17 protein-coding genes are annotated in these 22,797 nt (G+C 62.8%); 5 read left to right on the top strand and 12 right to left on the bottom strand.

Annotated elements, in window-relative coordinates; translation table 11 throughout:
- The first annotated feature begins 30 nt into the window (after window positions 1–30).
- The gene (locus tag B0G80_RS03265; RefSeq protein WP_106281433.1) at window positions 31–966 is read left to right on the top strand and encodes a LysR substrate-binding domain-containing protein; all 936 of its coding nucleotides are present in this window, start codon (window positions 31–33) and stop codon (window positions 964–966) included.
- Window positions 967–982: 16 nt separating this feature from the next.
- Here B0G80_RS03265 and B0G80_RS03260 read toward each other — a convergent pair whose 3' ends face one another.
- The 4 genes from B0G80_RS03260 to aldA all read right to left on the bottom strand — a co-directional run bounded on the left by B0G80_RS03260 (window position 983) and on the right by aldA (window position 6,853).
- On the bottom strand, window positions 983–2,644 hold the full coding sequence (locus B0G80_RS03260; protein WP_116116962.1) for a GMC family oxidoreductase: 1,662 nt from the start codon (window positions 2,642–2,644) through the stop codon (window positions 983–985).
- Between the two features lie 70 nt (window positions 2,645–2,714).
- The gene (locus B0G80_RS03255) at window positions 2,715–3,932 is read right to left on the bottom strand and encodes a mandelate racemase/muconate lactonizing enzyme family protein (RefSeq protein ID WP_116116961.1); all 1,218 of its coding nucleotides are present in this window, start codon (window positions 3,930–3,932) and stop codon (window positions 2,715–2,717) included.
- Window positions 3,933–5,255, bottom strand: a complete 1,323-nt coding sequence (locus B0G80_RS03250; RefSeq protein ID WP_116116960.1) for a nitrate/nitrite transporter — start codon at window positions 5,253–5,255, stop codon at window positions 3,933–3,935.
- 152 nt (window positions 5,256–5,407) lie between these two features.
- Complete coding sequence (gene aldA, locus B0G80_RS03245; protein ID WP_116119494.1) at window positions 5,408–6,853, bottom strand: aldehyde dehydrogenase; 1,446 nt, start codon at window positions 6,851–6,853, stop codon at window positions 5,408–5,410.
- 285 nt (window positions 6,854–7,138) lie between these two features.
- Between aldA and B0G80_RS03240 the strand changes: the two genes are divergently transcribed.
- Window positions 7,139–8,296: a porin gene (locus B0G80_RS03240; RefSeq protein WP_116116959.1), complete on the top strand. Its 1,158-nt coding sequence runs from the start codon at window positions 7,139–7,141 to the stop codon at window positions 8,294–8,296.
- Window positions 8,297–8,307: 11 nt separating this feature from the next.
- Here B0G80_RS03240 and B0G80_RS03235 read toward each other — a convergent pair whose 3' ends face one another.
- The 7 genes from B0G80_RS03235 to nirB all read right to left on the bottom strand — a co-directional run bounded on the left by B0G80_RS03235 (window position 8,308) and on the right by nirB (window position 18,716).
- Window positions 8,308–8,673: a helix-turn-helix transcriptional regulator gene (locus B0G80_RS03235; RefSeq protein WP_116116958.1), complete on the bottom strand. Its 366-nt coding sequence runs from the start codon at window positions 8,671–8,673 to the stop codon at window positions 8,308–8,310.
- A complete protein-coding gene (locus B0G80_RS03230; protein ID WP_116116957.1) occupies window positions 8,657–9,118 on the bottom strand; it encodes an SRPBCC family protein in 462 nt (153 codons plus the stop codon). The genes B0G80_RS03235 and B0G80_RS03230 overlap by 17 nt, the downstream gene beginning before the upstream one ends.
- Before the next feature lie 186 nt (window positions 9,119–9,304).
- Window positions 9,305–9,793: an MgtC/SapB family protein gene (locus tag B0G80_RS03225; protein ID WP_116116956.1), complete on the bottom strand. Its 489-nt coding sequence runs from the start codon at window positions 9,791–9,793 to the stop codon at window positions 9,305–9,307.
- 183 nt (window positions 9,794–9,976) lie between these two features.
- Window positions 9,977–11,344, bottom strand: a complete 1,368-nt coding sequence (locus B0G80_RS03220) for an MFS transporter (RefSeq protein WP_116116955.1) — start codon at window positions 11,342–11,344, stop codon at window positions 9,977–9,979.
- Window positions 11,345–11,542: 198 nt separating this feature from the next.
- Entirely contained in the window at window positions 11,543–15,754 is a 4,212-nt protein-coding gene (locus B0G80_RS03215) for a bifunctional nitrate reductase/sulfite reductase flavoprotein subunit alpha (protein ID WP_116116954.1), read from the bottom strand.
- 35 nt (window positions 15,755–15,789) lie between these two features.
- Window positions 15,790–16,143 carry a nitrite reductase small subunit NirD gene (nirD, locus tag B0G80_RS03210; protein ID WP_116116953.1) on the bottom strand — a complete coding sequence of 118 codons (354 nt, stop codon included), beginning with the start codon at window positions 16,141–16,143 and terminating at the stop codon, window positions 15,790–15,792.
- A gap of 32 nt (window positions 16,144–16,175) precedes the next feature.
- On the bottom strand, window positions 16,176–18,716 hold the full coding sequence (gene nirB / locus B0G80_RS03205) for a nitrite reductase large subunit NirB (protein ID WP_116116952.1): 2,541 nt from the start codon (window positions 18,714–18,716) through the stop codon (window positions 16,176–16,178).
- 704 nt (window positions 18,717–19,420) lie between these two features.
- On the opposite strand from nirB, the gene cobA reads away from it, so the two are divergent.
- Together cobA and B0G80_RS03190 are read left to right on the top strand one after the other, a co-directional pair.
- Window positions 19,421–20,236, top strand: coding sequence for a uroporphyrinogen-III C-methyltransferase (gene cobA, locus B0G80_RS03200; RefSeq protein ID WP_116116951.1), 816 nt, complete (start codon window positions 19,421–19,423; stop codon window positions 20,234–20,236).
- 427 nt (window positions 20,237–20,663) lie between these two features.
- Window positions 20,664–21,044 (top strand): response regulator, encoded by a 381-nt coding sequence (locus tag B0G80_RS03190; RefSeq protein ID WP_106281184.1) that lies wholly within the window; start codon window positions 20,664–20,666, stop codon window positions 21,042–21,044.
- Between the two features lie 8 nt (window positions 21,045–21,052).
- On the opposite strand, the gene B0G80_RS03185 is transcribed toward B0G80_RS03190, so the two are convergent.
- Complete coding sequence (locus B0G80_RS03185) at window positions 21,053–21,928, bottom strand: MOSC domain-containing protein (protein ID WP_116119493.1); 876 nt, start codon at window positions 21,926–21,928, stop codon at window positions 21,053–21,055.
- 401 nt (window positions 21,929–22,329) lie between these two features.
- On the opposite strand from B0G80_RS03185, the gene B0G80_RS03175 reads away from it, so the two are divergent.
- Window positions 22,330–22,734, top strand: coding sequence for a heme-binding protein (locus tag B0G80_RS03175; RefSeq protein ID WP_116116949.1), 405 nt, complete (start codon window positions 22,330–22,332; stop codon window positions 22,732–22,734).
- The last annotated feature ends 63 nt before the right edge of the window (window positions 22,735–22,797 follow it).

The raw sequence follows: 22,797 nt of genomic DNA, 5'->3' as shown, positions 1-22,797 counted from the left end.
ACCTCCCGGTCGAACATCTTGAAACGCAAAATGCCCGCGCTGAACGCGCTAAAAGCCTTCGAAGTCGCCGGCCGCACGGGCAGCTTCACCCGCGCCGCGGAACTGCTCAACGTCACGCAGAGCGCGGTCAGCCGCCAGGTCCGGCAACTCGAGGCGCAATTGGGCGAGACTCTGCTGCAGCGTCACCATCACCATCTGGAACTGTCGGCTGCAGGCCGCGTTCTTCTGCAAGCGCTGCAGCAGTCGTTCGATCGTATCGAACTCACGGTACGCGGCCTGCAGGAAAAGACCCATCGCAATCGCCTGCGCATCAATGCGCCGCCCACCTTCACCAGCCGCTGGCTCATGCCGCGCCTCGGCCGCCTGCGTGACGCGCATCCGCAACTCGAACTGAGTCTGTCGACGCGCGTCGACGACGACCTCGCGGAATCCGGCGTGCTCGATTGCGCGATCCGTTTCGGCAATGGCGAATGGGAAGGGGTCGAAAACCGTCTGTTGATGAGCGAGCGGCATATCGCCGTTTGCTCGCCCGCCTTGCTCGCGCGCGAGGCAGGCAGCGCGGCAATCGATCTGAATCAGTTCACGCTGTTGCATGTGCTGGCGAGCGCCGATCAGCGCTACCTCACCTGGCAGCATTGGCTGAAGGCGGCGGGCATTGAAAACGTGGATACGCGCGGCGGTTATGAATTCGATCTGCTCGATCACGCGATTCGCGCGGCAATCGACGGGCTCGGCGTGACCATCGCCGATCGTCACATGATCGCGCGCGAACTGGCCGAAGGCCAGCTCGTGCAGGTGTTGAACGTGCACGTGGATGGGCATCAGTCGTACTGGTTCGTCACGCGCACGGAACAGGAAGAACTGCCGCACGTCGCGCTGTTTCGCGACTGGCTGCAGCAGGAAATCTGGTTGAGCGGACGGGCGCTCGATGCGTCCGAATCGGCGCCTTTGAGCGACGCCGGTTAAGACCTGTGCTACCGCATCAAGCCGTCGCGGCCATCTCCGCCGCCACAGGCCGATACGCAACTTCGCTCGCGGCGTCCTCGAGAATCATGTCGGCGCCCTTCTCCGCCACCATCATGGTCGGCGCATTGATATTGCCCGACGTGATGTTTGGAAAGATCGACGCATCGACCACGCGCAAACCGGCGATACCGTGCACCCGCAACCGCGCATCCACCACCGAGCTTCGCGGGTCGTCGCCCATCGCGCACGAACCGCACAGGTGATAGATCGAACCTGATTGCTCACGGAAGTATTGCAAAAAATCTTCCCGCGTCTTCACCTGCGGCCCCGGCGAGATTTCCTCGACCGTGATCGCCTTCAGCGCCGGCGACGCCATCACCTTGCGCACCAGTTCGCAACCCTGGATCACTTCGTCGATGTCCTTCTCCGTGGTCAGCGCGTTGATGCGGATCTTCGCGGCATCTTCGGCGCGATTCGACGCGATCTCGATCGAACCGCGGCTGGTCGGCCGGCACGGATTGAACGCCAGCAGAAAGCCCGAGTACGGTTCAGGTTCGAGATTCGCCTTGTTGCTCTTCGGAATCCGGTACGACAGCGGATTAAAGTACAACTGCAGATTCGGCTGTGTTTGCTGATCGTTGCCTTTGAAGAAACCGCCCGATTGGTTCACGCTCATCGCGAGCGGTCCCTTGCGCGTCAGCAGATATTGCAGACCGAGCTTGAGCTTGCCGAGCAACGGCCGCATCTCGTCGTTCAGCGTCTTCATGTTCGCGCGATAGTAGAAGCTCACGCACAAATGGTCCTGCAGATTCTGGCCCACCGCGGGCAGTTCTTTCACCATGGCGATGCGATGCTTCGCCAGCAATGCGCTGTCGCCCACGCCGGACAGTTGCAACAGCTTCGGCGAATCGACCGCGCCCGCCGACAGAATCACTTCGCGCGTCGCCATGAATTGCCGTGTGGTGCCATTCTGCGTGACGCTCACGCCGATCGCGCGTTGGTTGCCGTCGAATAGAACGCGGCTTGCCAGCACGTCTCGTTCGACGGTGAGGTTCTTGCGCGACAGCACCGGGTGCAGATACTCGAAGCTGCTCGACGAGCGCTGCCCATTGCGCGTATTCACGTCGTAAATGCCGGCGCCTTCGAATTGCGCGCCATTGAAGTCGTCGCTGCGCTGATAGCCGGCCTGATCGCAGCCTTTGAGGAACACGTGGCAGATCGGATGCACTGCGTCTTTCATCGGCGAGATCCGGATCGGGCCGTCCGCGCCGTGATAGTCCGTGTTGCCGAGCGGATGCGATTCGAGCTTGCGGAAGTACGGCAGCACGTCGCGAAACGCCCAGCCCGGGTTGCCGGCGGCGGCCCAGTCGTCGAAATCGTGCGGCTGGCCGCGCACGTAGATCATGGCGTTGATCGAGCCGGAACCACCCTGCACCTTGCCGCGCGGACAATAGATCGGCCGGTTGTCGAGTTCTTTTTCCGGCTCGCTGTAGTACATCCAGTTGTAGGTTTCGTTGTAGTACGTCTTGGTGAAACCCACCGGAATCTTGAACCAGAACGAGCTATCCTTGCCACCCGCTTCGAGCAGCAGCACCGAATATTGACCCGACGCCGACAGACGATTGGCGAGAATGCAGCCCGCCGAACCCGCGCCGACGATAATGTAATCGTAGTTCATGCTCTATATCGCCAGACGGCGCTCAATCCATTGAAACGTAGTGGTGAAACCCGTCAAATGCAAGGCGCACTCAACCCTTGGCCGGCGCGAGATCCTTCACATCGGCCGGTTGCGCCGCCATTTGCAGATGCAAACGCTCGCCGGTGTACGGCGTGTGCTGCCTGACGACTTCCATGTTCAGCTCGACGCCGAGGCCCGGTTCCTGCGACGGAATGATGTAGCCGTCTTCCCATTGAATCGGCTTCTTCAGCACGGCCGCATGAAAACCGTCCCACGTACCGATACTTTCCTGAATCAGGAAGTTCGGCGTGCACGTCGCGAGCTGAATGCTGGCCGCCGCGCCGATCGGCCCGTTGTACAGATGCGGCGCGATCTGCGCGTAGTACACCTCGGCCAGCGTGGCGACTTTCTTCGCTTCGAGCAGGCCGCCCACGCGCGCCACGTTCAGTTGCAGAATCGACGCCGCGCCCGCTTCCAGCAGCTTGAAGAATTCGTACTTGGTGGTGAGGCGTTCACCCGCGGCAATCGGAATGCTGGTGTGCTGCGCAACCTGCGCCATCGCGCCTTCCTGGCCCGGCGGCACCGGTTCTTCGAACCATAGCGGGTCGTACTTTTCGAGGCGTTTCGCAAGCCGGATCGCCGACGACGGCACCATCTGCCCGTGCGTTCCGAACAGCAGATCCGCCTTGCTGCCGACTGCTTCGCGCACGCGCCGGCAGAAGGTTTCGCAACGGTCCAGCACTTCCATCGACAGTTGATGGCCCGAGTACGCCGTGTACGGTCCGGCCGGATCGAACTTCACCGCCGTGAAGCCACGCTTGACGTTTTCAAGCGCGCATTCGGCCGCCAGATCGGGATCGTCGTAGTCGTATTCGCCGCGGCTGTTCTTCGGATAAAGATACGTGTACGACCGCAGGCGCTGATTCACCATGCCGCCCAGCAACTCATACACCGGCTTGTTAGCCGCCTTGCCGATAATGTCCCAGCACGCCATTTCGAGGCCGCTCACCACGCCCATCATGGTCAGATCGGGGCGTTGCGTAAAACCGCTCGAATACGCTTCGCGCCAGAGCCGCTCGATATGATGCGGGTCCTTGTCGAGCAGATAGCGGCCGAATACATCGTCGATGATGTGGGTCATCGCTTTCGGGTGGAACGTCGCCGAATAGATTTCGCCGACGCCTTCAATCCCGCAATCGGTCTTGAGCTTGACGAAGATCCAGTACATGCCGCCCACATGCGGCGGCGGTACGGCAACGATATGCGTTTCGAGCGAGACGACTTTCATTTACGCAACCTCTTTTCTATTGAGCATGCTTCTCAGCGCGAGCCCGGCAAAGCCGCCGAGCGCCGCCATGGCGGCCACATAGCCGAAGTAGAGCTGGTAGCCGAAGACGCCAGGGAACGTCTGCGTCAGATAGCCGTTGATGAGCGGCAGGAACACGTCCGGCGAATAGCCGAGCACCGAGATCAGGCCGATCGCGAGACCCATCGTGGCAACCGGAATGTTGCAGCGATCCAGCAGCGACCAGTACAGGCCGCGAATCGCGTAAGTCAGAATGCCGATGAACAGCACGAGGAACACCAGCAACACGTGGCTCGAAATACGCGGCGCCGCCATCAGGCCCAACAGCGACAGCGCGGCGAGAAAGAGCGCGATCACGAGCACCGACACCTTCGAATAGCGATCGCCGAGAAAGCCGCCGCCGATGCCGCCGATCGGCCGCATCCACAGCTTGAGCGTGGTGATCGTGCCGGCCATCACGACCGTGAGGCCGATTTCGCCTTCGTGCAGATACGCGGAGAAACTGTAGGTCGCCCAGAACACCTGGTAACCGCAGAACACGATCGCCGCGACCAGCCACAGTTCGGGAATCTTCGCGAGCGTCTTCAGATCGACCAGAACGTTGTTGCGTTGACGCGCGGCGCGACTGGCGGCGGCATCTGCTTTGCCCTGCGAATCCTTGACGAGTGCGAGTACGACGCCAAGCGCAATGCAAAGAAACGCGTACATGTAGACCACCAGCTTGAATCCGGCAGCGACCGGTTCGCCCCTGGTCTGCGTGATCCATGCGAACAGCGTGATCGCAATGGTCGCGAGCATCGCCTCGATCAGGCCGCGTCCGCCGTCAAGCAAGCCGAAGAAACGGCCTTGCTCATGCGTGCCGGCAATCATCGTCACGCGTTTGATGACCGCGGCCCAGAACGTCAAACCGGTCGATAAGCCCCAGCCGCCGAAGATCATCATCAGCATCGGGAACGACGGCGCGGTCGAATACCACAGCCCGAGCACGCCGGTGGCGATCAGCGAAAAACAGATCAGCAAACGCGGCGCAATGCGGTCCGCGAGCCAGCCGCTCGGCAGATAACTCAACAGAAAGATCGTGCCCAGCGACGAGTACAGATAGCCGAGCTGGCTATCGGTGATGTGGAACACTTCGAGCATCGTCGGCTGATACACCTGCCGCAAATACAGAATCGGATAGATCGCGCCGGCTGCGATCACCAGCAGGATGAGCTGGACATAACGCTGCGTCTTGCTGTTTTGCAGCGCGGCTTCTTCGTCGCTTAAAGCGAGCGAAGCATCGGTTCGAACGGGTTGGGATGACACGTGAGCGCTCCTCAGAGACACAGCGCCGGCCCATCGGGCCGCCCGGTCTCCAATATGTTTTGTTATGGACTGGCAGCAGAATCGCTGCGCTTTTCAGGTTGCAAGGCAGACACGCACCGAAGCTTCAACATGCGGCGCGTGCCGGTTCAGCTTCAGTACTTCATGACCACGAGCCGGGTCTGGGTGAATTCGAGCATGCCGTGCTTGCCGTCGTCGCCGCCGAGGCCCGAACGTTTCCAGCCGGCGTGGAAGCCCTGATACGGATCGGCGGGCGTACGGTTCACGTACAGTTCACCGGCTTCGATGCCGTTGGCGATCCTCATCGCGCTGCGATAGTTCTCCGTATACAAGACCGACGAGAGACCGAATTGATGATCGTTGGCCATCTCCAGCGCTTCGTCGAGCGTGCGGTATTTGACGACCGGCATGATCGGACCGAAGGTCTCTTCCTGGATGATTTCCATGTCCTGACGGCAGTTCGTTAGCAACGTAGCCGGATAGAAGAAGCCTTTGCCTTGACCTGGTATGGGCAGCTTGCCGCCGGTTTCGAGCGTGGCGCCCGCTGCGACCGCACGTTCCACCATCGCGTGAATCGACTGGCGCGACGCCTCGTTGACGAGCGGACCCATCAACGACGGCTGCTCGCTGCGATCGCCGCTTTCAACCGCGCTCATGTGCTTTTTAAGCAACGCGACGAAGCGGTCATGCACGCTTTCCTGCACGTAGACGCGTTCGATCGCCGTGCACAACTGCCCGCAATGCGTGGTCTTGGACGCGACCAGATCGCGCGCGGCTTTCTCGAGATCGGCATCGGCCTCGATGATCGCGGGCGTCTTGCCGCCCAGTTCGAGCGACGGCTTGGCGATGTTCGCCTTGCAATAGTCGAGCACCTTGCGGCCCGCGCCGACGCTGCCCGTCAGCGTGATCATGCCGACCTTGGGATGCGTGCAAAGCGCCTCGGCGGTGGCGTGGTTCATCGCGAGAATGTTGACGACGCCCGCCGGCAAGCCGGCCTTCTCCACCGCCCTGGCGATTTCGAATGCGGATGTCGGCGTGTTGTTGCTCGGACGCACGACGACCGTGTTGCCGGCGATCAGCGCCGGCGCCACTTTGCGCATGAACGTATAGACCGGATAGTTGAACGGGATCAGACACGCGACCACACCGATCGGCTCGCGATGCAGCACGAGGTTTTCGTCGGGCGTATCGCTTGGAATCACTTCGCCTTCGATGCGGCGCGCCCACTCTGCGTGGTAGCGGGTGATCTGGCCGGCGTAGATCGCTTCGTTGGTGGCGTCGGCCACGCTCTTGCCGGACTCCAGCGCGAGCGCCGCGCCAATGGCGGGCGCGCATTCGGTCAGCGCGTCGGCGAGTTTGTGCAGATAGACCGCGCGCTCGGCCGCCGGCAGCTTGCGCCAGCCCTTTTGCGCAACCGCGGCGGCATCGACCGCGGCGATGACTTCGGCCTGGGTGGCGCCGGTGACATGGGCGATCACGGCCTCGGTGGCCGGATTGCAAACGGCGATGAGCTCGCGGCTAGCGGTGTCGGTCGCGGGTTCGATGAACCGGCCGTTAGCAAAATTCCGATCGAGTCGCATGGTCGTCTCCTGAAAAGCATGGTGAAAAAACGCATTGCCCTCGGCTATGGCCTTCATGCCAAAGGTGCATGAACGGAATTTTTCTCTGGGTCACCGCCCCGCCACAAGCGAATAATTCGCGGGACAAACATTCGAAAAAATCACGTTTATCCAGGGATGTGCCTCATTCGCGATTCCCATCCCGAATAGCAGAATCCGGGCTTTGCCAAAAAGCAGCGGTCGTCGAACGCCTTCGGGTTCGTCCGGGGAATTCGGTCCGCTCACTACCAAGGTATGGAGCTCATGATGAAAGAGAACCGCATTGCGACCGCCGCGTTCGCCGCACTCGCCTCGCTGGCGGCGTCGCCGGCCTTCGCTCAAAGCAGCGTCACGCTGTACGGCGTGCTCGACGAAGGCATCGACTACACCAACAACGCGGGGCACGGCGCGGTGTGGGAAATGGCGAGCGGCTATGCGCAAGGCAGCCGCTGGGGCATGAAGGGTTCAGAGGATCTGGGCGGCGGCCTGAAGGCCGTGTTTCAACTCGAAAACGGCTTCGACGTGAGTTCCGGACGGCTCGCGCAGGGCGGCCGCATGTTCGGGCGTCAGGCGTATGTGGGTCTGAGCGATGGTCGCTTCGGCACGGTCACGCTTGGGCGCCAGTACGATTCCGTGGTCGATTACCTCGCGCAGACCACGGCCAACGGCAACTGGGCCGGCTACCTGTTTGCGCATCCGTATGACAACGACAACACCGACAACTCGTTCCGCCTCGGCAACAGCGTGAAATACGCGAGCCCGGAGATGGCGGGCTTCCAGTTCGGCGGCGCGTACGCCTTCAGTAACGACACCCACTTCGCGAACAACCGCGCGTATAGCTTCGGCGGTCAGTATGCGAGCGGCGGCCTGCTGGTCGCGGCGGCCTATATGCAGGCGGACAATCCCGGCGTGGGCTCGACCGGCGCGATTACCGCAAACGACGCCAGCTTTATCGCTGGACGCATGCGGGTGTTCGGCGGCGGCATCAACTACACGTTCGGCTCGGCGACGGCCGGTTTTGCCTACACCAACTCGAACTACAAGAACCCGACGGGCAACGGCTATATCGGCATTCCGCTGGCCGCGCCGGGCGTCACGTTGAATACGCTGAAGTATCAGAACTTCGAAGTGAACGGCAAATACCAGTTCACGCCGGCGTTCTTCGTCGGGGCGCAGTACGTGTACACGATGGAAAACTACGATGCGTCGTCAGGCAGCGTGAAGCCGAAGATTCACTCGGTCGGCCTGATGGCGGCTTACAACCTGTCGAAGCGCACCGACGTGTATGTGCAGGGCGAGTATCAGAAGGTCGCGGGCGACTCGACTCACTCGATTCTCGACAACGCGTTCATTCCCGGTGTGCAGGCACCGTCGTCGACGGGCACGCAGGTCGCCGTTCGGCTGGCGCTGCGGCATAAGTTTTAAGCGACGGTTTTTCAGTCCTCCACCGCCGCCTTCAACTTGGACAACGCGTGATCCCACTGCCGCGAGATCGCGTCGAGCGCGCGGCGCGCTGCGTCGAGTTGGGTGGGCTCGAATTCCCACAAGCGTTCACGGCCCACCTTCACATCGCGCACGAGCCCCGCGTTGGCGAGCACCTGCAAATGCTGCGTGACGGACTGCCGCGTGATGTCCGTTCCCGCAGTGAGTTGCGCGATCGACATCGCGCTGCCCGCGCACAATACCGCGACCAGACGCAGACGTGTCTCGTCGCCGAGCGCCGCGAAAATGGCCGCGGAACTACGCAGCGCCGCCTCCTTCAGAGCCGTTCCGCCAGACGCCTTCTTAACCCTTGGCGACATGCTGTTCGATGTTGGTCATCTGTTCTTCCCAACCGCCGCTATTCATACGGAACGCTTCTTCGCGGCGGCCCGGGGGAAGTTGATCGAAGCCCGACTCGACCACGCGCAACAAGGTGCCCGACTCGACCTCGGTCAGCTCGAAGACCACCAGCGTAGTAGGCTCCGGCGAATAGTCCACCTTGATATCGACCGCGGCCGGATGCCAGCGCCACGACAGGTGATGCTCCGGTTCGACGCGTTCAACAAGCACGTCCATGACCAGATACTCGTAGCCCGGATAGGTAATGTTGCCCTGCACGGATTGGCCGGCCACGAACTCTTTGCCGGTGAGATCCACGCCGAACCAGTTACCGAATTCCTCGGCATTGGACAATGCACGCCAGACTCGCGAGCGCGGCGCCTTCAGCAGAATCTGTTTTTCGATGCGATCGGTGGATGTGTTCATATGCAGCCTCCTGTCGACCAGAGTTCGCGCTTTAGCGCGTTACTCTGGTCCCATGCAAAGCTCGTTACTCTGGTCTCATGCAACATAGTCGCGAGTTGCATATTAGAAGCCGCGTGGCCAACATGCAAGTATTTGACTGCATTTTTGCATGCTGATTTTTCGTAAGCTCATACGCCCACCGCGTCTTTATTTTTCTTCCTGTTCCCCGCTCTTGAACAGCCGCGCGCTCGACAGAATGGCCAGCGCGATCGCCACGCTGAGAATCGCCGTGGCCTCGCGCCCGAGCCCCGCCGCCACGCCGACGCCCGCGCTGAGCCACAAGCTTGCCGCCGTCGTCAGACCGCGCACCTCGCGCTCGGCGCTGAGCTTGATAATGGCGCCCGCGCCCAGAAAACCGACCCCGGACACGAGTCCCTGCAAGACCCGGCTCATGTTGTCCTGCGAAAAACCGGCCTGCAGCGGCACGACCACGAACAAGGCCGCGCCGACCGACACCATCATGTGCGTGCGCATGCCGGCGTCACGCCGTGACATCTCACGCTCGAAACCCAGTATGCCGCCGAGTATCAAGGCCAGCCCGAGGCGCATCAGGACCTGAGTGACGTCCGCCGCGCTGCCGAGATCGGAGAACTCTGCCCGGGCGGCTGCCCACACCGCGTGCCACCAGCTGTACATTACATTTGCCCGACGTTTTGGAAAACGCCAAGCATACGACAATAACGCGGCACCGCGTGGCTCATCCCGCCTGCGTTTTCTTCACGAACCCACTCACCACTGATTTTTGATCGGCCGCGTCGCACGATCCGCATCGCCACGTCAGCGTGGCAGCCGGATCGCACGCGTTACTGCATTACTGCATCACTCCGTTGCGTGCGCGTGCATCACACTGGTGTGCATCGACCACGCCATCCACGGACGGCGCAGCGCGACGATTGCGACGAACGCGCAGGCCGCCAGCGCGCCGAAAGTCGCGAAGCCCATCTGATAGCTGCCCGTGCTTTCCTTCGCGATACCCATTACGACAGGCAGATAGAATCCGCCGATGCCGCCCGCGGCGCCGACAATGCCCGACATCAGACCGGTGCGTCCGGCCCAACGATGCGGCACCAGCTGGAAGGTCGCGCCGTTGCCCAGCCCGAAGGCCACATACAGGCACAGCAGCAACGCGATGCCGCCGGCCATGGTCGGCATCACCGCGGCGAACACGAAGTCGCACAACGAGATGATCGCGAGCAGCACGGTCAGCGCGCGCACGCCGGACACCTTGTCGGCGATCAGACCGCCGAGCGGACGCACCATCGCGCCAGTCGCGGCGAGCAGCGCCATGAAGAGGCCGGCGTCGATCTTCGAGAGCTGATAAAGGTTGGTCAGCAGCAGCGTGACATACGAGGACATGCCGACGAATCCGCCGAACGTAATGCTGTACACCAGCATGATGGCCCACGTGTCACGCTCGGCCAGCACTGCGCGATAACGCTTGGGCAGCACCGCAATCGCCAGCAGAGCGCCGATCACCGGCAACAGCAGCACACCTGTTTTGCCCGAGCCGAACATGCCGGCTTCGACCAGCAGCACCAGCACGATCAAGCCGATCAGCGTCACCGCGAAGCTGCCGAATGCGCGTAGCGCGCTGCCCGTTTTCACGCCGGAGTCGTTAGCCCAGAAATACAGCGTGATCGCGGCGATCGCGAGCAACGGCAGAGCGCCGCCGGCGGCCATCTGCCAGCCGTAGTGCGTCGCCAGTTGCGGGAACAGAAAGCCGTCGAGCACCGCGCCGATATTGCCCGCCGCGGCGAGGCCCAACACGAGACCCTGCACCTTCGGCGGATAGTTGCTGCCCGCCATCGGCAGCGCCACCGCGAAACTCGCACCGCCCACGCCGAGGAACACGCCGAGCACCAGCAGCATCGTGTACGACGGCACGGACGGCATCAACGGCAACACGATGGTGGGCACCGCCGACAACAGCACGCCCATCAGCGCGATGCGCTTGCCATGCGCGGATTGATACAGGTTACCGAGCGTCACGCGCAGGATCGCTGCCGACAGCACCGGCACCGCGACCAGCAAACCCTGTTGCGCGGGCGTCATCGCGATACTCTTGCTGATGAACGGTGCGAGCGGTCCATACAGGACCCACACGGTAAAGCCCGTGTCGAAATAGAGGAAACACGCCACCAGCGCGCGCCAGTCCCCACTCTTTAGGGAGCTCATCACGTTTTTCATCAGATATCCTCACAAAACTGATTTTCGACTATCCAGCAGATCGCGCTATGCGCCAGGCACCGGAATGATCACCATGTTGATAACCGGCATAAACATGCAACCTCCATGCCATGCGGTTCCTTCTTTTGAAGCTGTACCGCGTACTCTTTGAAACCTTGAAACGCGAGCGCGCTCGTTGCGCTGAAAACCGCATGACTATCAATAAACGTCGCGTGCGTAGCGCTTTTCCTGCGCGAGGCGGTTCACGTATTCGAGAGCTTTTTCATCGCTCATGCCGCCGTGACGGGCCACCACTTCCTTGAGCGCCGCGTCGACATCTTTAGCCATCCGGTTGGCGTCGCCGCATACGTAGAAATGCGCACCGTCTTCAAGCCACGACCACAATTGCGCACCCTGTTCGCGCATGCGGTCCTGCACATAGACCTTGTCCGCCTGGTCGCGCGAGAACGCGACGTCTAGCCGGGTCAGCACACCGGTATCGCGCATCGATTCGAGTTCGTCGCGATAGTAGAAATCGGAGGCCGCGTGCTGCTCGCCGAAGAAGAGCCAGTTGCGTCCCGTATCGCCGCGCGCACGCCGCTCGTGCAGAAAGCCGCGAAACGGTGCAACGCCGGTGCCGGGGCCGACCATGATCATCGGCGTATCGGAACCATGAGGAGGACGAAAGTGAGCGGACTTCTGCACGAACACAGGCACGTTGACATCGCCCGCGCGGTCGGCGAGAAACGTCGACGACACGCCTTTGCGATGACGCCGGCCATTGCTGTAGCGCACCGCGGCAACGGTCAGATGAACTTCGCCCACATGGGCTTTCGGGCTCGACGCAATCGAATAGAGACGCGGCTGCAGACGCTTGAGCATGCCGGTCAATTCGGCGGCCGTGAGGCTCAGCGGAAATTCGTGCAGCACGTCGGCGATCTGCTGGCCCCACAACCACTGCTTGAGGTCGGTCTTGCGCTCGGGCGACAGTAGCTCGCGCAGCGTGCCGTTGTTGCTGCGCGCGGCGATGAACGCGAGCAGATCGGGACTCGGCCGCGCGATCTCGTAGTGCTTGCCGAGCGCATCGGCAAGACGCATTTCGCCCACGCCGGCCACGTTCACCGCGGCGTCCGCGCTCACGCCGCTCAGTGCGATCAATTCGTCGACGAGTTCCGGGCAGTTGCTCGGCCAGACGCCGAGCGCATCGCCTGCTTCGTATTCGAGTCCCGAGTCGCCGGTGCGCAGCGAAAAGTAGCGCGTGTCTTTCGCCGCGCCCTGCTTGTTCAGGCGCAGATTGCTGACGAGCCGCGATGCGGCCGGCCGCGTTTTGGTCGCCACCGTGCCCGGCACGACCGCGTTGATCATGCCGCCCGGCGGCACGGCATACAGTGCGGCATCCTCTTCCTTGATACGCACGATGATGCGTTCGAGCCACGCGTCCGCGCTTTCCTGATACTCGCTATCGCAATCGACGCGCTCCATCAGGCGCAGCGCGCCTTGTGCAGCGAGCCGCTCATCGAGACGCCGGCCGTGGCCACAGAACTGGTCGTAGTTGCGATCGCCGAGCGCGAGCACCGCGAAGCGGACGCCGTCGAGGCGCGGCGCGCCCTCGCCGCTCAATTGCGTCCACAAGCTTTGTGCGTTGTCGGGTGGATCGCCGTCGCCGAAGGTGCTCGTCATCAGCAGCACGTATTGAGCTTTGGCGAGCGTCGAGGCCTGATAGTCCGCCATGCACGACGTGCGGATTTCGAAGCCCGATTCCATTAACCGCGTTGCGTAGGCTTCGGTCAGCGACTCGGTGTTGCCGGTTTGCGAGGCCCACAGCAGCGTGACCTTGGGCCGTGCGCGCACGATGCGCACGCCTGACGACGCGTGCAATGTTTCTGTATTCGCCGCGACGTGCGGCGTTGCCAACGCATCAGCCAGAACGGTCGCACTGCGGCTATAAAGACCGGCCAGCAGACCGTCGACGTAAAGACGGCTCGCCGTATCGAACGGCGCGCTACCCGGCAGAACCGGCACGCGGTCGATACCTTGCGCTTCCGCCGAGCGCAGTCCATTCACGAAGCCGGCGAGATACGTGCGCTGCTGATCGGTGAATGAAGGCGCGGGAACCGGCGGCAACTGCAACAGGCTGGTGAGTGCTTCGATACGGGGCATATCCAGGTCCTCAGCGCTAGCCGATACGGTGTCGGCCAGCGCAGCGCTCGCAGCGACTGCAACGGATGCATCCGCCAACGATACGTCGTCGTCATTCAGGAACGGCTCGACGCGCTCGACCGCCACCGGGCTCAGCGCCACGGCGCAGAACTTGAGTTCGGGCTGCTGCGAGACCGGGTCGATGGCGTCGTTCGTCACGGCGTTGATGCACAGGTCGTCGCCGAACACGTCGTTCCAGTGCATCGGCGCAAAGCACTGTCCCGCGCTCACGCGCTCGGTCACGACAGCCGGCAACACCGCGCGACCACGGCGCGATCGAATCTCCACCGGATCTTTGGCCTTGATGCCGAGCGTGGCGGCATCTTCGGGATGAATCTCGACGAACGGGCCCGGGTTCAGCCTGTTGAGCATCGCGACCTTGCCGGTCTTGGTCATGGTGTGCCATTGATGCTGCAAGCGGCCTGTGTTCAACACGATCGGATACTCACGATCCGGCAGTTCAGCGGGCGCCGCGTAGGCGCGTGCGAAGAACATTGCCTTGCCGCTCGCTGTCGGAAACACGAGCCGCGGACGGCTGCCGTCGGGCCGTTCCTCAAGCGGTTGACTCACGCCGTCGTTGAGGTAGCGAACCGGGTTGCGGTCGGCAGAATCATCCGATGCAAGCGGCCATTGCAACGGCGTCTCCTTCAGGCGGCGATAGCTCGCACCACGCAAGTCGTACCCGGTTTTCGGATTCGACGCGCGGGTGATCTCCGCGAAGACTTCCTCCGCGCTCGCGTACGTGAAGGCATCGGCGAAACCCATTTCACACGCAACGCGCGCGATGATCCGCCAGTCCGGCAGTGCCGCGCCCGGCGGCTCGATGCCCTTTTGCATCAGCGTGAGATTGCGCTCGGAGTTGATCATCACACCTTCGGCTTCGGCCCACAGCGCGCCGGGCAACAGCACGTCGGCATAACGGTTGGTCTCGGTATCGAGGAACGCGTCCTGCGCGATCACGAGTTGCGCCGCGCTCAATCCGTCGATCACGTTCTGACGATTCGCCACGCTCGCCACCGGATTCGTGCAGATGATCCAGCAAGCCTTGATCTCGCCCGCCGCCATGCGCGCGAACATATCGATCGTGCCGTTGCCCACTTGCGGCTTCAGCGAGCCCTTCCGAATGCGCCACAGGTCTTCGATAAACGCGCGGTCTTCTTCGACCAGCACCGAGCGCTGACCCGGCAGGCCCGGCCCCATGTAACCCATTTCGCGGCCGCCCATCGCATTGGGCTGGCCCGTCAGCGAAAACGGGCCGCTGCCGCGCCGGCAAATCTTGCCCGTCGCCAGATGCAGGTTGCAGATCGCGTTGGTGTGCGAGGTGCCGTGCGTGCTCTGATTCAGGCCCATGGTCCAGCAACTGATCCACTCTTTGGCCGTGCCGATCATCCGCGCGGCCTCGCGGATATCCTCGACGGCGAGGCCGGTGATTTGCGCGACATTCTCCGGCGTGTAATCGGCGAGAAACGCGGGCATTGCATCCCAGCCTTCGGTGGCCTCGGCGATAAATGCGGCATCCGTCTGGCCGTTTTCGTGCAACAGATGCAGCAGGCCGTTGAGCAACGCGAGATCGGTGCCCGGCTTGATCTGCATGAACAGATCGGCTTTCTCCGCCGTGGTGTTGCGGCGCGGATCGACGACAATCAGTTTGGCGCCCGCCTTCACGCGATCCATCATGCGCAGGAACAGAATCGGGTGGCAGTCGGCCATATTCGCGCCGATCACGAAGAACAGGTCAGCGTGATCGATGTCTTCGTACGATCCGGGCGGGCCGTCCGCGCCGAGCGACAGTTTGTAGCCGCTGCCCGCGCTCGCCATGCACAGGCGCGAATTCGATTCGATGTTGTTGGTGCCGACAAAGCCCTTGGCGAGCTTGTTGACGAGGTACTGCGCCTCGATCGACATCTGCCCGGAGACGTAGAACGACAGCGCGTCCGGCCCATGTTCATCGAGCAGGCCGCGCAAACGCGCTGCGGTGGTGCTGATCGCCTGTGCCATCGGCAGCGGCGCCGGGTCCTGGCCACGCGCGTGACGCACGAACGCGCCTTCAAGACGCCCCGACTTGCGCAACGCGACATGCGCCGATTGCCCCTTCGTGCACAGCCGTCCGAAGTTGGCCGGATGCTCCTTGTCGCCGGAGATTTTTACGACCTGGCCGTCCTCGACGTGAAGCACCATCCCGCAGCCAACGCCACAGTAGGGGCACACGGTTTTTACGTTTGTAGAGGACATGGGCGGGCGACGTCGTTAAAAAAGAATTCAGCGATTCAAACCGCGACCCACACCTGGCCGTTTTCCACGCGCGCGGCAAACGCGCCGACGGAATGCGCCGGTGTTTCGAGGCACTCGCCGGTGCGCAGATCGAAGTGATGCTTGTAGATCGGCGAGGCCACGACGATGCGTTCGCCGAGGCTGCCGATCAATCCGCGCGAGAGCACCGCCGCCTGCGAGCCCGGATCGAAGTTTTCGATCGCGTACACAATCGGGTCCGCGTCACCGTTGTTCACGTGAAAAACTGCGACCTGTTCGCCGTTGATGAGCGCGCAAACACCCGTGTTGGGCACGATGTCGTCGAGCAGGCAAACCGGCGTCCAGGAGCGTGACAGGCGATCGTTGTTCATGACGGAAGTCCTCGGTGAATAGTGCGGTTCAATCAAACGGTTTCGACGACAACGGGAATCGCGGCGAGCTTCGAACGCCGCTCGGCCGGAGTGGCCGGCCGGATCTGGCCGCGCTCCTCGACGAACGCTACATGGCTGTCCGACTCGGCGCTGTTGACGAAATGACGGAAGCGCTTGCGCGTTTCGGGATCGGTGACGGCCTTCTTCCATTCGCACTCGTAGGTGTCGACCACGTGCTGCATTTCCGACTCGAGTTCTGCGGCCACGCCGAGACGATCGTTGACGACCACGTCGATCAGGTAATCGAGGCCGCCTTCGAGGCTCTCGCGCCACACGCTGGTGCGTTGCAGACGGTCGGCGGTGCGCACGTAGAACATCAGGAAACGGTCGATGTAGCGCACCAGCGTTTCCTTATCGAGGTCCGACGCGAGCAGTTCGGCGTGGCGCGGCTTCATGCCGCCGTTGCCGCACACATAGAGATTCCAGCCCTTTTCGGTCGCGATGATGCCAACGTCCTTGCCCTGCGCTTCCGCGCATTCACGGGTGCAGCCCGACACGCCGAACTTGATCTTGTGCGGCGTGCGCAGGCCCTTGTAGCGGTTCTCGATCTCCACCGCGAGACCCACCGAATCGCCGACGCCGTAGCGGCACCACGTCGAACCGACACACGACTTCACGGTACGCAGCGACTTGCCGTACGCATGGCCGGATTCGAAACCGGCGGCGATCAGTTCTTCCCAGATGAACGGCAGTTGCTCGACGCGCGCGCCGAACAGATCGACACGCTGACCGCCGGTGATCTTCGTATAGAGGCCGTACTTCTTCGCAACCTGGCCGACCGCGATCAAACCATCGGGGGTGACTTCGCCGCCCGCCATGCGCGGCACGACCGAATAGGTGCCATCACGCTGAATGTTGGCGAGGTAGTAGTCGTTGGTGTCCTGCAGCGAAGCGTGCTCCTTCTTCAGCACGAACTCGTTCCAGCACGACGCGAGCACGCTCGCCACCACCGGTTTGCAGATATCGCAGCCCAGGCCGTGGCCGTGCTTCGCGAGCAATTCGCCGAAGCTGCGCACGCCTTCCACACGCACGATGTGATACAACTCCTGGCGCGAATACGCGAAGTGTTCGCAGACATGGTTATTGACCGCGAGGCCCTGCTTCTTCATCTCGGCCTTCATCACCTGAGTGACGAGCGGCACGCAGCCGCCGCACGAGGTGCCGGCGGTCGTCGCGCATTTCAAAGCGCCGATATCGGTCGCGCCGGCACAAACGGCGGCGCACAACTCGCCCTTCGAGACGTTGTTGCACGAGCAGATCTGCGCGGAAGCCGGCAACGAATCAACGCCGAGCGCGGGTTTCGCATTGCCGTCGGCCGCCGGCAGAATCAGGAATTCAGGCGACGCGGGCAATTCGATGCGGTTCAACATCATTTGCAGCAGCGTGCCGTATTCGCCGGCGTCGCCCACCATCACGCCGCCCAGCAGATATTTGCCACACTCGGACACCACCAGCTTCTTGTAGACCTGCTTGCGCTCGTCGCTGAACTGGTAGGCGCGGCTGCCCGGCGTGTTGCCGTGCGCGTCGCCGATGCTGGCCACGTCCACGCCCATCAGCTTGAGCTTGGTGCTCATGTCCGCGCCGGCGAATTCCGCCGTGTCGCCGAGCAGTTGTTTCGCCACCGCGCGGGCCATGTCGTAACCCGGCGCCACGAGGCCGAACAACTGGCCGTTCCACAGCGCGCATTCACCGATCGCATAGATGTGCGGATCGCTCGTGCGGCATGCGTTGTCGATCACGATGCCGCCGCGCGGGCCGAGCGTCAGTCCGCTGGCGCGCGCCAGGTCGTCACGCGGACGAATGCCCGCGGAGAACACGATCATGTCGGTGTCGAGGTGGCTGCCGTCGGCGAATTGCATGCGGTGCGTGCCCTGCTCGCCATCGACGATCGCCGTGGTGTTCTTCTGCGTATGCACCGTCACGCCCAGTTCTTCGATCTTGCTGCGCAGCACGCGGCCGCCGCCGTCGTCCACCTGCACGGCCATCAGACGCGGCGCGAATTCGACCACGTGCGTTTGCAGGCCCATGTCGCGCAGCGCCTTCGCGCATTCGAGCCCGAGCAGTCCGCCGCCGACCACCGTGCCCGTCTTCGAACGCGCGCCGCACTCACGCATCGCTTCGAGATCGTCGATGGTTCGGTACACGAAGCAATCCGCGCGCTCGCGGCCCTGCACGGGCGGCACGAAAGGATAGGAGCCGGTGGCGAAAACCAGCTTGTCATAAGGCAGCGTTTCGCCCGTCGACACCGTCACGGTGCGCGCATCGCGATCGATCGCCACGGCCTTTGCGTTCAGTTTCAGCAGCACGTTCTGGCGTTCGAAGAAACCCGGTTCGACCAGCGACAGATCGTCCGCCGTCTTGCCCGCGAAAAACTCGGACAGGTGCACGCGATCGTAGGCCGGGCGCGATTCCTCGCACAGCACGGTGATATCGAGGCCGTGCGCGGCGTCGTGGGCGAGGCACTCGACCAGTTTGTGACCGACCATCCCGTGACCGATAACGATGATTTTCATGAGCGCGGTTTCCTCAATGTGCTGGTTGCGAGCGACGCCGTATGGCAGGTGGCGAAAACGATTCTGGAAATAAAAACGGCGTCCCGCGAACCCAGTCGATGACTGAATTCGGGGGACGCCGTTGTCCTGATCTGTCCTGCAGCGAGTACTTTGTGTTGCACTCGCGCCGGATCCACGTTGATCCGATGGCAAGCTTAATGCAAAGCCTATGCCAGTTGCACCAAATGCCCGTAAGGAGGCCGTGGCGCGGGGGTTTGCGGCGAATCGCATGCGTGTGCCGCAAAGCGGGCGCACGACGCGTTTTGATGCAGCGGGGCACATGGATGGTGCGACGCAGCACCCTGCGCGTGCGAGGTGCACGCTTGCGAACGGTGCGTGGCGTGTGCGTCGGCAGCGTTATTTGCGAGGCGTGGCAAGGCGTACAGCGTGCGTGGCCGATGCGTGGCGTAGTCCTTGCATAAGCAGTGGCGAGTTCATGGCGGCAATGCGGCAGCCACGACATGCAGCACATACCCATGCGGGCGAAACACAACGCTGTGTTTCACCGTGCTGGAAGCGAAACGGCAGAGCAGCACACCACGCAGTAAACGGACAACGGCGTCCCCTCGTGATCATCACGAGCGGACGCCGTTTTTTATTGGGCGCCGGCGCGACAGCGATCGCCGGCCGACACAGAAGCGAAGGACACCGTGATAGATATCGCGATGAACACGAACACCGGCAAGGTCACCTTATTGAGCGCCGGCCCCGGCGACCTCGATCTGCTTACGCTCAAGGCCGCAAAAGCGTTAGCCGCCGCCGACGTCGTACTGCTCGACGACCTCGCGAATCCCGAGATCGTGACGCTGGCGCCGCAAGCGCGCGTGATTCGCGTCGGCAAACGCGGTGGCTGCCGCTCGACGCCGCAAGCGTTCATCGAACGGTTGATGCGGCGCTATGCGCTCAAGGGCTTGCACGTGGTGCGGGTGAAAGGCGGCGAAGCGCTGCTGTTCGGACGCGCCGGCGAAGAACTCGCGGTCTTGCGCGGTGCCGGTATTCCAGTGGAGATCGTCAATGGCATTTCATCGGGGTTCGCGGCCGCCGCGGGGCTCGGCATTTCGCTCACGCATCGCCGCCATTGCCACGGCGTCAGTTTCGTGACCGCACATACCGAAGATCACGGCGAGCCGGATTGGGCCGCGTTGGCCGCGACACGCACCACGCTGGCGATCTATATGGGGATGCGGCGCATCGACAGTATCGCGGTCGCGTTGCTCACGAGTTTGCCGGCCGATACACCCGCTGCCGTGGTGCAATGGGCCGGTGGCAGCAACGAACGGCGTCTAATGAGCCGCCTCGATCGGCTCGCTGCGGATGCGACGAACGCGGGCTTCGGCAGCCCGGCGGTGATTCTGGTGGGCAGCGCGATCGGCGAGAGCGTCGAGCGCGAGTGGGCGGGAGATAGCGCACGGCCCAGCGAAGCGGATGCGATGCAAACCGACATGCCGGGCGCGCGCGAGGCAATCGCGCAGGCCGCGTGAGCGGTTCACGCGCTTCTCGACCGCTCAAGTCCGCGCATTACTCTCAGGCGCGGGTTCGACACCTCGGCTGGGATTCGGGTCGATCGCGCAGAGATTACCGAAATAGCTGCCGTCGGGAAAAATGATCGGTACGGAGATATAACTGCCCAGCTTGTAGATTTGCACCGTGACGCGGGCCGCGGCGGCAAAGCCGATGCTCTGTTCTTGCGGATCATGGGCGGGGTGGAAGGCATCGCGTGGAGATGCTGGACGGCCTCGATATTGCGCGCGATGCAGGCGTTTGCAGCGTTGCCGGGCGGTAATTTATTCGTGAGAAGCGGTGCTGCCTATCCTTGCCGATCCGGCCTGAAAGTCACTTGATGGAGCGTCGATTCTGTCGGGACTTCAAATTGCTCACCTAACAGGATCACAACCTGAGGGAAATCAGATGGCCCATCACCCAGCCGCACGCCTTCTGATCGCCGACGACGACGCGAATCTGCTGGCCGCTTACGTACACTACTTCAGCGCGCATGGCTTCGAGATCCGAACGGCGCGCAACGGCCTCGACGCGCTGGCTCAATACTGCGCATGGCATCCGCAGGCCGCGCTGCTGGACGTCGAAATGCCGCGTCTGGACGGACGCGCGGTGGCGCGGCGAATCCGCTACGTGGGCGATATTCCGGCGCCGACGCTGGTCGCGGTCACCGGGCTCGAACGTGCCGAGGAAGTGAGCGAATCGCTGCGCTCCGGCTTCGACCATCATTTCGTCAAGCCAGTGCCGATGCCGGTGATTCTCGCGGCGTTGACCGTGCGTGTCCGGCATTAGCCCTCAACTCAATCGCCGAAGCCCAATTCCGCTTCCACTGCCTGCCCGACTCGCAGCCACGTCCCGGCGCCACTCGCGACAAGCGCATTGTTGCCGAACGTGATCGCCCCGTTTCGCTGCGGATTCGCGCGATAGACACTCATCGTGTCGGTCGGCTCGTTCGGCCAGTCCGGATCGGGCGCGCCTTTCGCCTGGTCGATGGTCGGCATCGGACAGCGCGTGCACGGTTTGACCAGCTGCAGTTGCGCGCCCCCGCCCGCTTCTCCAGCCACGCTCAGCGTCTCCACATAGTCTTCCTCATACGCGTCGAGTCCGCTCAGCACCACGTTGGGACGGAACCGGTCGATCGGAATCGACGGCACGCCCTTGCCGTTCAGTCGCGTGTTCAGATCGTCCAGCGACGCCTGGCCAATGACCAGCAGCGGAAAACCATCGGCGAAATGGGTGGTGGCGCCGCCCACGCTCTCCGTGTAGTCCGGATCGACAATGCGTTCGCGTTCGGGATTAAAGCGCAAGAGCCGCGCGGGCACGCCGAGAAATGTCGAGAACCACGCGGCGCATGCGTCGCCGGTGTCGAGTCCATAGGCCGCGTCGCGCCAGACCCTGGTCTGCACCGCGGGCGGCGCCTCGAGCCGCGCGCTTTCTAGCGGCGTGCGCAACTCGCTCATGCCGGGCGCGCGGATCACGAGATCCTCGGCGCCGAGTTCGACCTGGATCAGCGCCATGCGCGGATACGCGCGCTGCGTGAGCATGGCGCCGGCCGGGTCGGTGACCATCCAGCAGCGGTCGTATTCGAGGCCGGTGGCGAGCAGCCGCGCCTCATTGAGGGCAATGCCCGCACAGGATTTGATCGGATAGACGAATAGTTCGCTGATGGTCGGCATGGCGTGGGGGCGCACGTGGGGAGCGTGCGAATTCTTGTGTTCGATGCCTGATTGTAAAGCCCGCCGCTCGCTTCGTTCCAGCCGGAATATCGGCCAAACGAACCGCCGAATACCGAAGCGCACGATGCCGCCGTTTCTTCCGGCGGCGCTTGGACGTAAAATCCCCAAGCAAAGCGCTTGGGCAAGGACCAGGCCGGCGCTGCGGCATTCGCGCACAATGCGGATACTGGAAGGCTGCGTGCAACCCGCGCCGTCACCGAATATCAACGCGGCGGCCGCGCGCGCGCACGGTGCAATTCCCGCGCGCGGCGGCCAGCCATCGAGGCCGAAGCCCTCGTGCAAAGCGCGAGTGGCGGCGTGGCCGAGCCGATCCTTACCCTACACGAACCAGGAAATTCACTATGCTGAGCAAACCCATGTTGACCGTTGCCGAAACGACCCGCATTCTCGAAGCCGCCCGCGCCGAAGCCGAGAAACACCAGTGGGCCGTCGCCATCGTGGTGGTCGACGACGGCGGCCATCAACTCGGCATGCTGCGTCTGGACGGCAGCGCGCCGGCCAGTTCGTACATCGCGACCGAAAAGGCCCGCACTTCGGCGATCGGCCGCCGCGAAACCAAGGTATACGAAGACATGATCAACAACGGCCGCACCGCGTTCCTCAGCGCGCCGTTGCAAGGCACGCTGGAAGGCGGCGTGCCGGTGATCGTCGACGGCCACGTGGTCGGCGCGGTCGGCGTGTCGGGCGTCAAGTCGGATCAGGACGCGCAGATCGCCAAGGCGGGTATTGCCGCTATCGCGGCCTGAGTTTTCAGAGCGGTTCCGTTCGCAAGCCGACCAGAACGGCCGCCATGAATCGAAGAAACTAAC

Source organism: Paraburkholderia sp. BL6669N2 (genome assembly GCF_003387275.1).
Lineage (GTDB): Bacteria > Pseudomonadota > Gammaproteobacteria > Burkholderiales > Burkholderiaceae > Paraburkholderia.
The sequence above is the reverse complement of the archived record's forward strand: the minus strand, read 5'-3'. Positions and strand labels throughout refer to the sequence as shown.

Excerpts from the sequence above, each read along its gene's own strand:
- B0G80_RS03265 (WP_106281433.1), top strand. The coding sequence starts at position 31 with ATGCCCGCGCTGAACGCGCTAAAAGCCTTCGAAGTCGCCGGCCGCACG.
- B0G80_RS03260 (WP_116116962.1), bottom strand. The coding sequence starts at position 2,644 with ATGAACTACGATTACATTATCGTCGGCGCGGGTTCGGCGGGCTGCATT.
- B0G80_RS03255 (WP_116116961.1), bottom strand. The coding sequence starts at position 3,932 with ATGAAAGTCGTCTCGCTCGAAACGCATATCGTTGCCGTACCGCCGCCG.
- aldA (WP_116119494.1), bottom strand. The coding sequence starts at position 6,853 with ATGCGACTCGATCGGAATTTTGCTAACGGCCGGTTCATCGAACCCGCG.
- B0G80_RS03240 (WP_116116959.1), top strand. The coding sequence starts at position 7,139 with ATGAAAGAGAACCGCATTGCGACCGCCGCGTTCGCCGCACTCGCCTCG.
- B0G80_RS03235 (WP_116116958.1), bottom strand. The coding sequence starts at position 8,673 with ATGTCGCCAAGGGTTAAGAAGGCGTCTGGCGGAACGGCTCTGAAGGAG.
- B0G80_RS03230 (WP_116116957.1), bottom strand. The coding sequence starts at position 9,118 with ATGAACACATCCACCGATCGCATCGAAAAACAGATTCTGCTGAAGGCG.
- B0G80_RS03225 (WP_116116956.1), bottom strand. The coding sequence starts at position 9,793 with ATGTACAGCTGGTGGCACGCGGTGTGGGCAGCCGCCCGGGCAGAGTTC.
- B0G80_RS03220 (WP_116116955.1), bottom strand. The coding sequence starts at position 11,344 with ATGAAAAACGTGATGAGCTCCCTAAAGAGTGGGGACTGGCGCGCGCTG.
- B0G80_RS03215 (WP_116116954.1), bottom strand. The coding sequence starts at position 15,754 with ATGTCCTCTACAAACGTAAAAACCGTGTGCCCCTACTGTGGCGTTGGC.
- nirD (WP_116116953.1), bottom strand. The coding sequence starts at position 16,143 with ATGAACAACGATCGCCTGTCACGCTCCTGGACGCCGGTTTGCCTGCTC.
- nirB (WP_116116952.1), bottom strand. The coding sequence starts at position 18,716 with ATGAAAATCATCGTTATCGGTCACGGGATGGTCGGTCACAAACTGGTC.
- cobA (WP_116116951.1), top strand. The coding sequence starts at position 19,421 with ATGAACACGAACACCGGCAAGGTCACCTTATTGAGCGCCGGCCCCGGC.
- B0G80_RS03190 (WP_106281184.1), top strand. The coding sequence starts at position 20,664 with ATGGCCCATCACCCAGCCGCACGCCTTCTGATCGCCGACGACGACGCG.
- B0G80_RS03185 (WP_116119493.1), bottom strand. The coding sequence starts at position 21,928 with ATGCCGACCATCAGCGAACTATTCGTCTATCCGATCAAATCCTGTGCG.
- B0G80_RS03175 (WP_116116949.1), top strand. The coding sequence starts at position 22,330 with ATGCTGAGCAAACCCATGTTGACCGTTGCCGAAACGACCCGCATTCTC.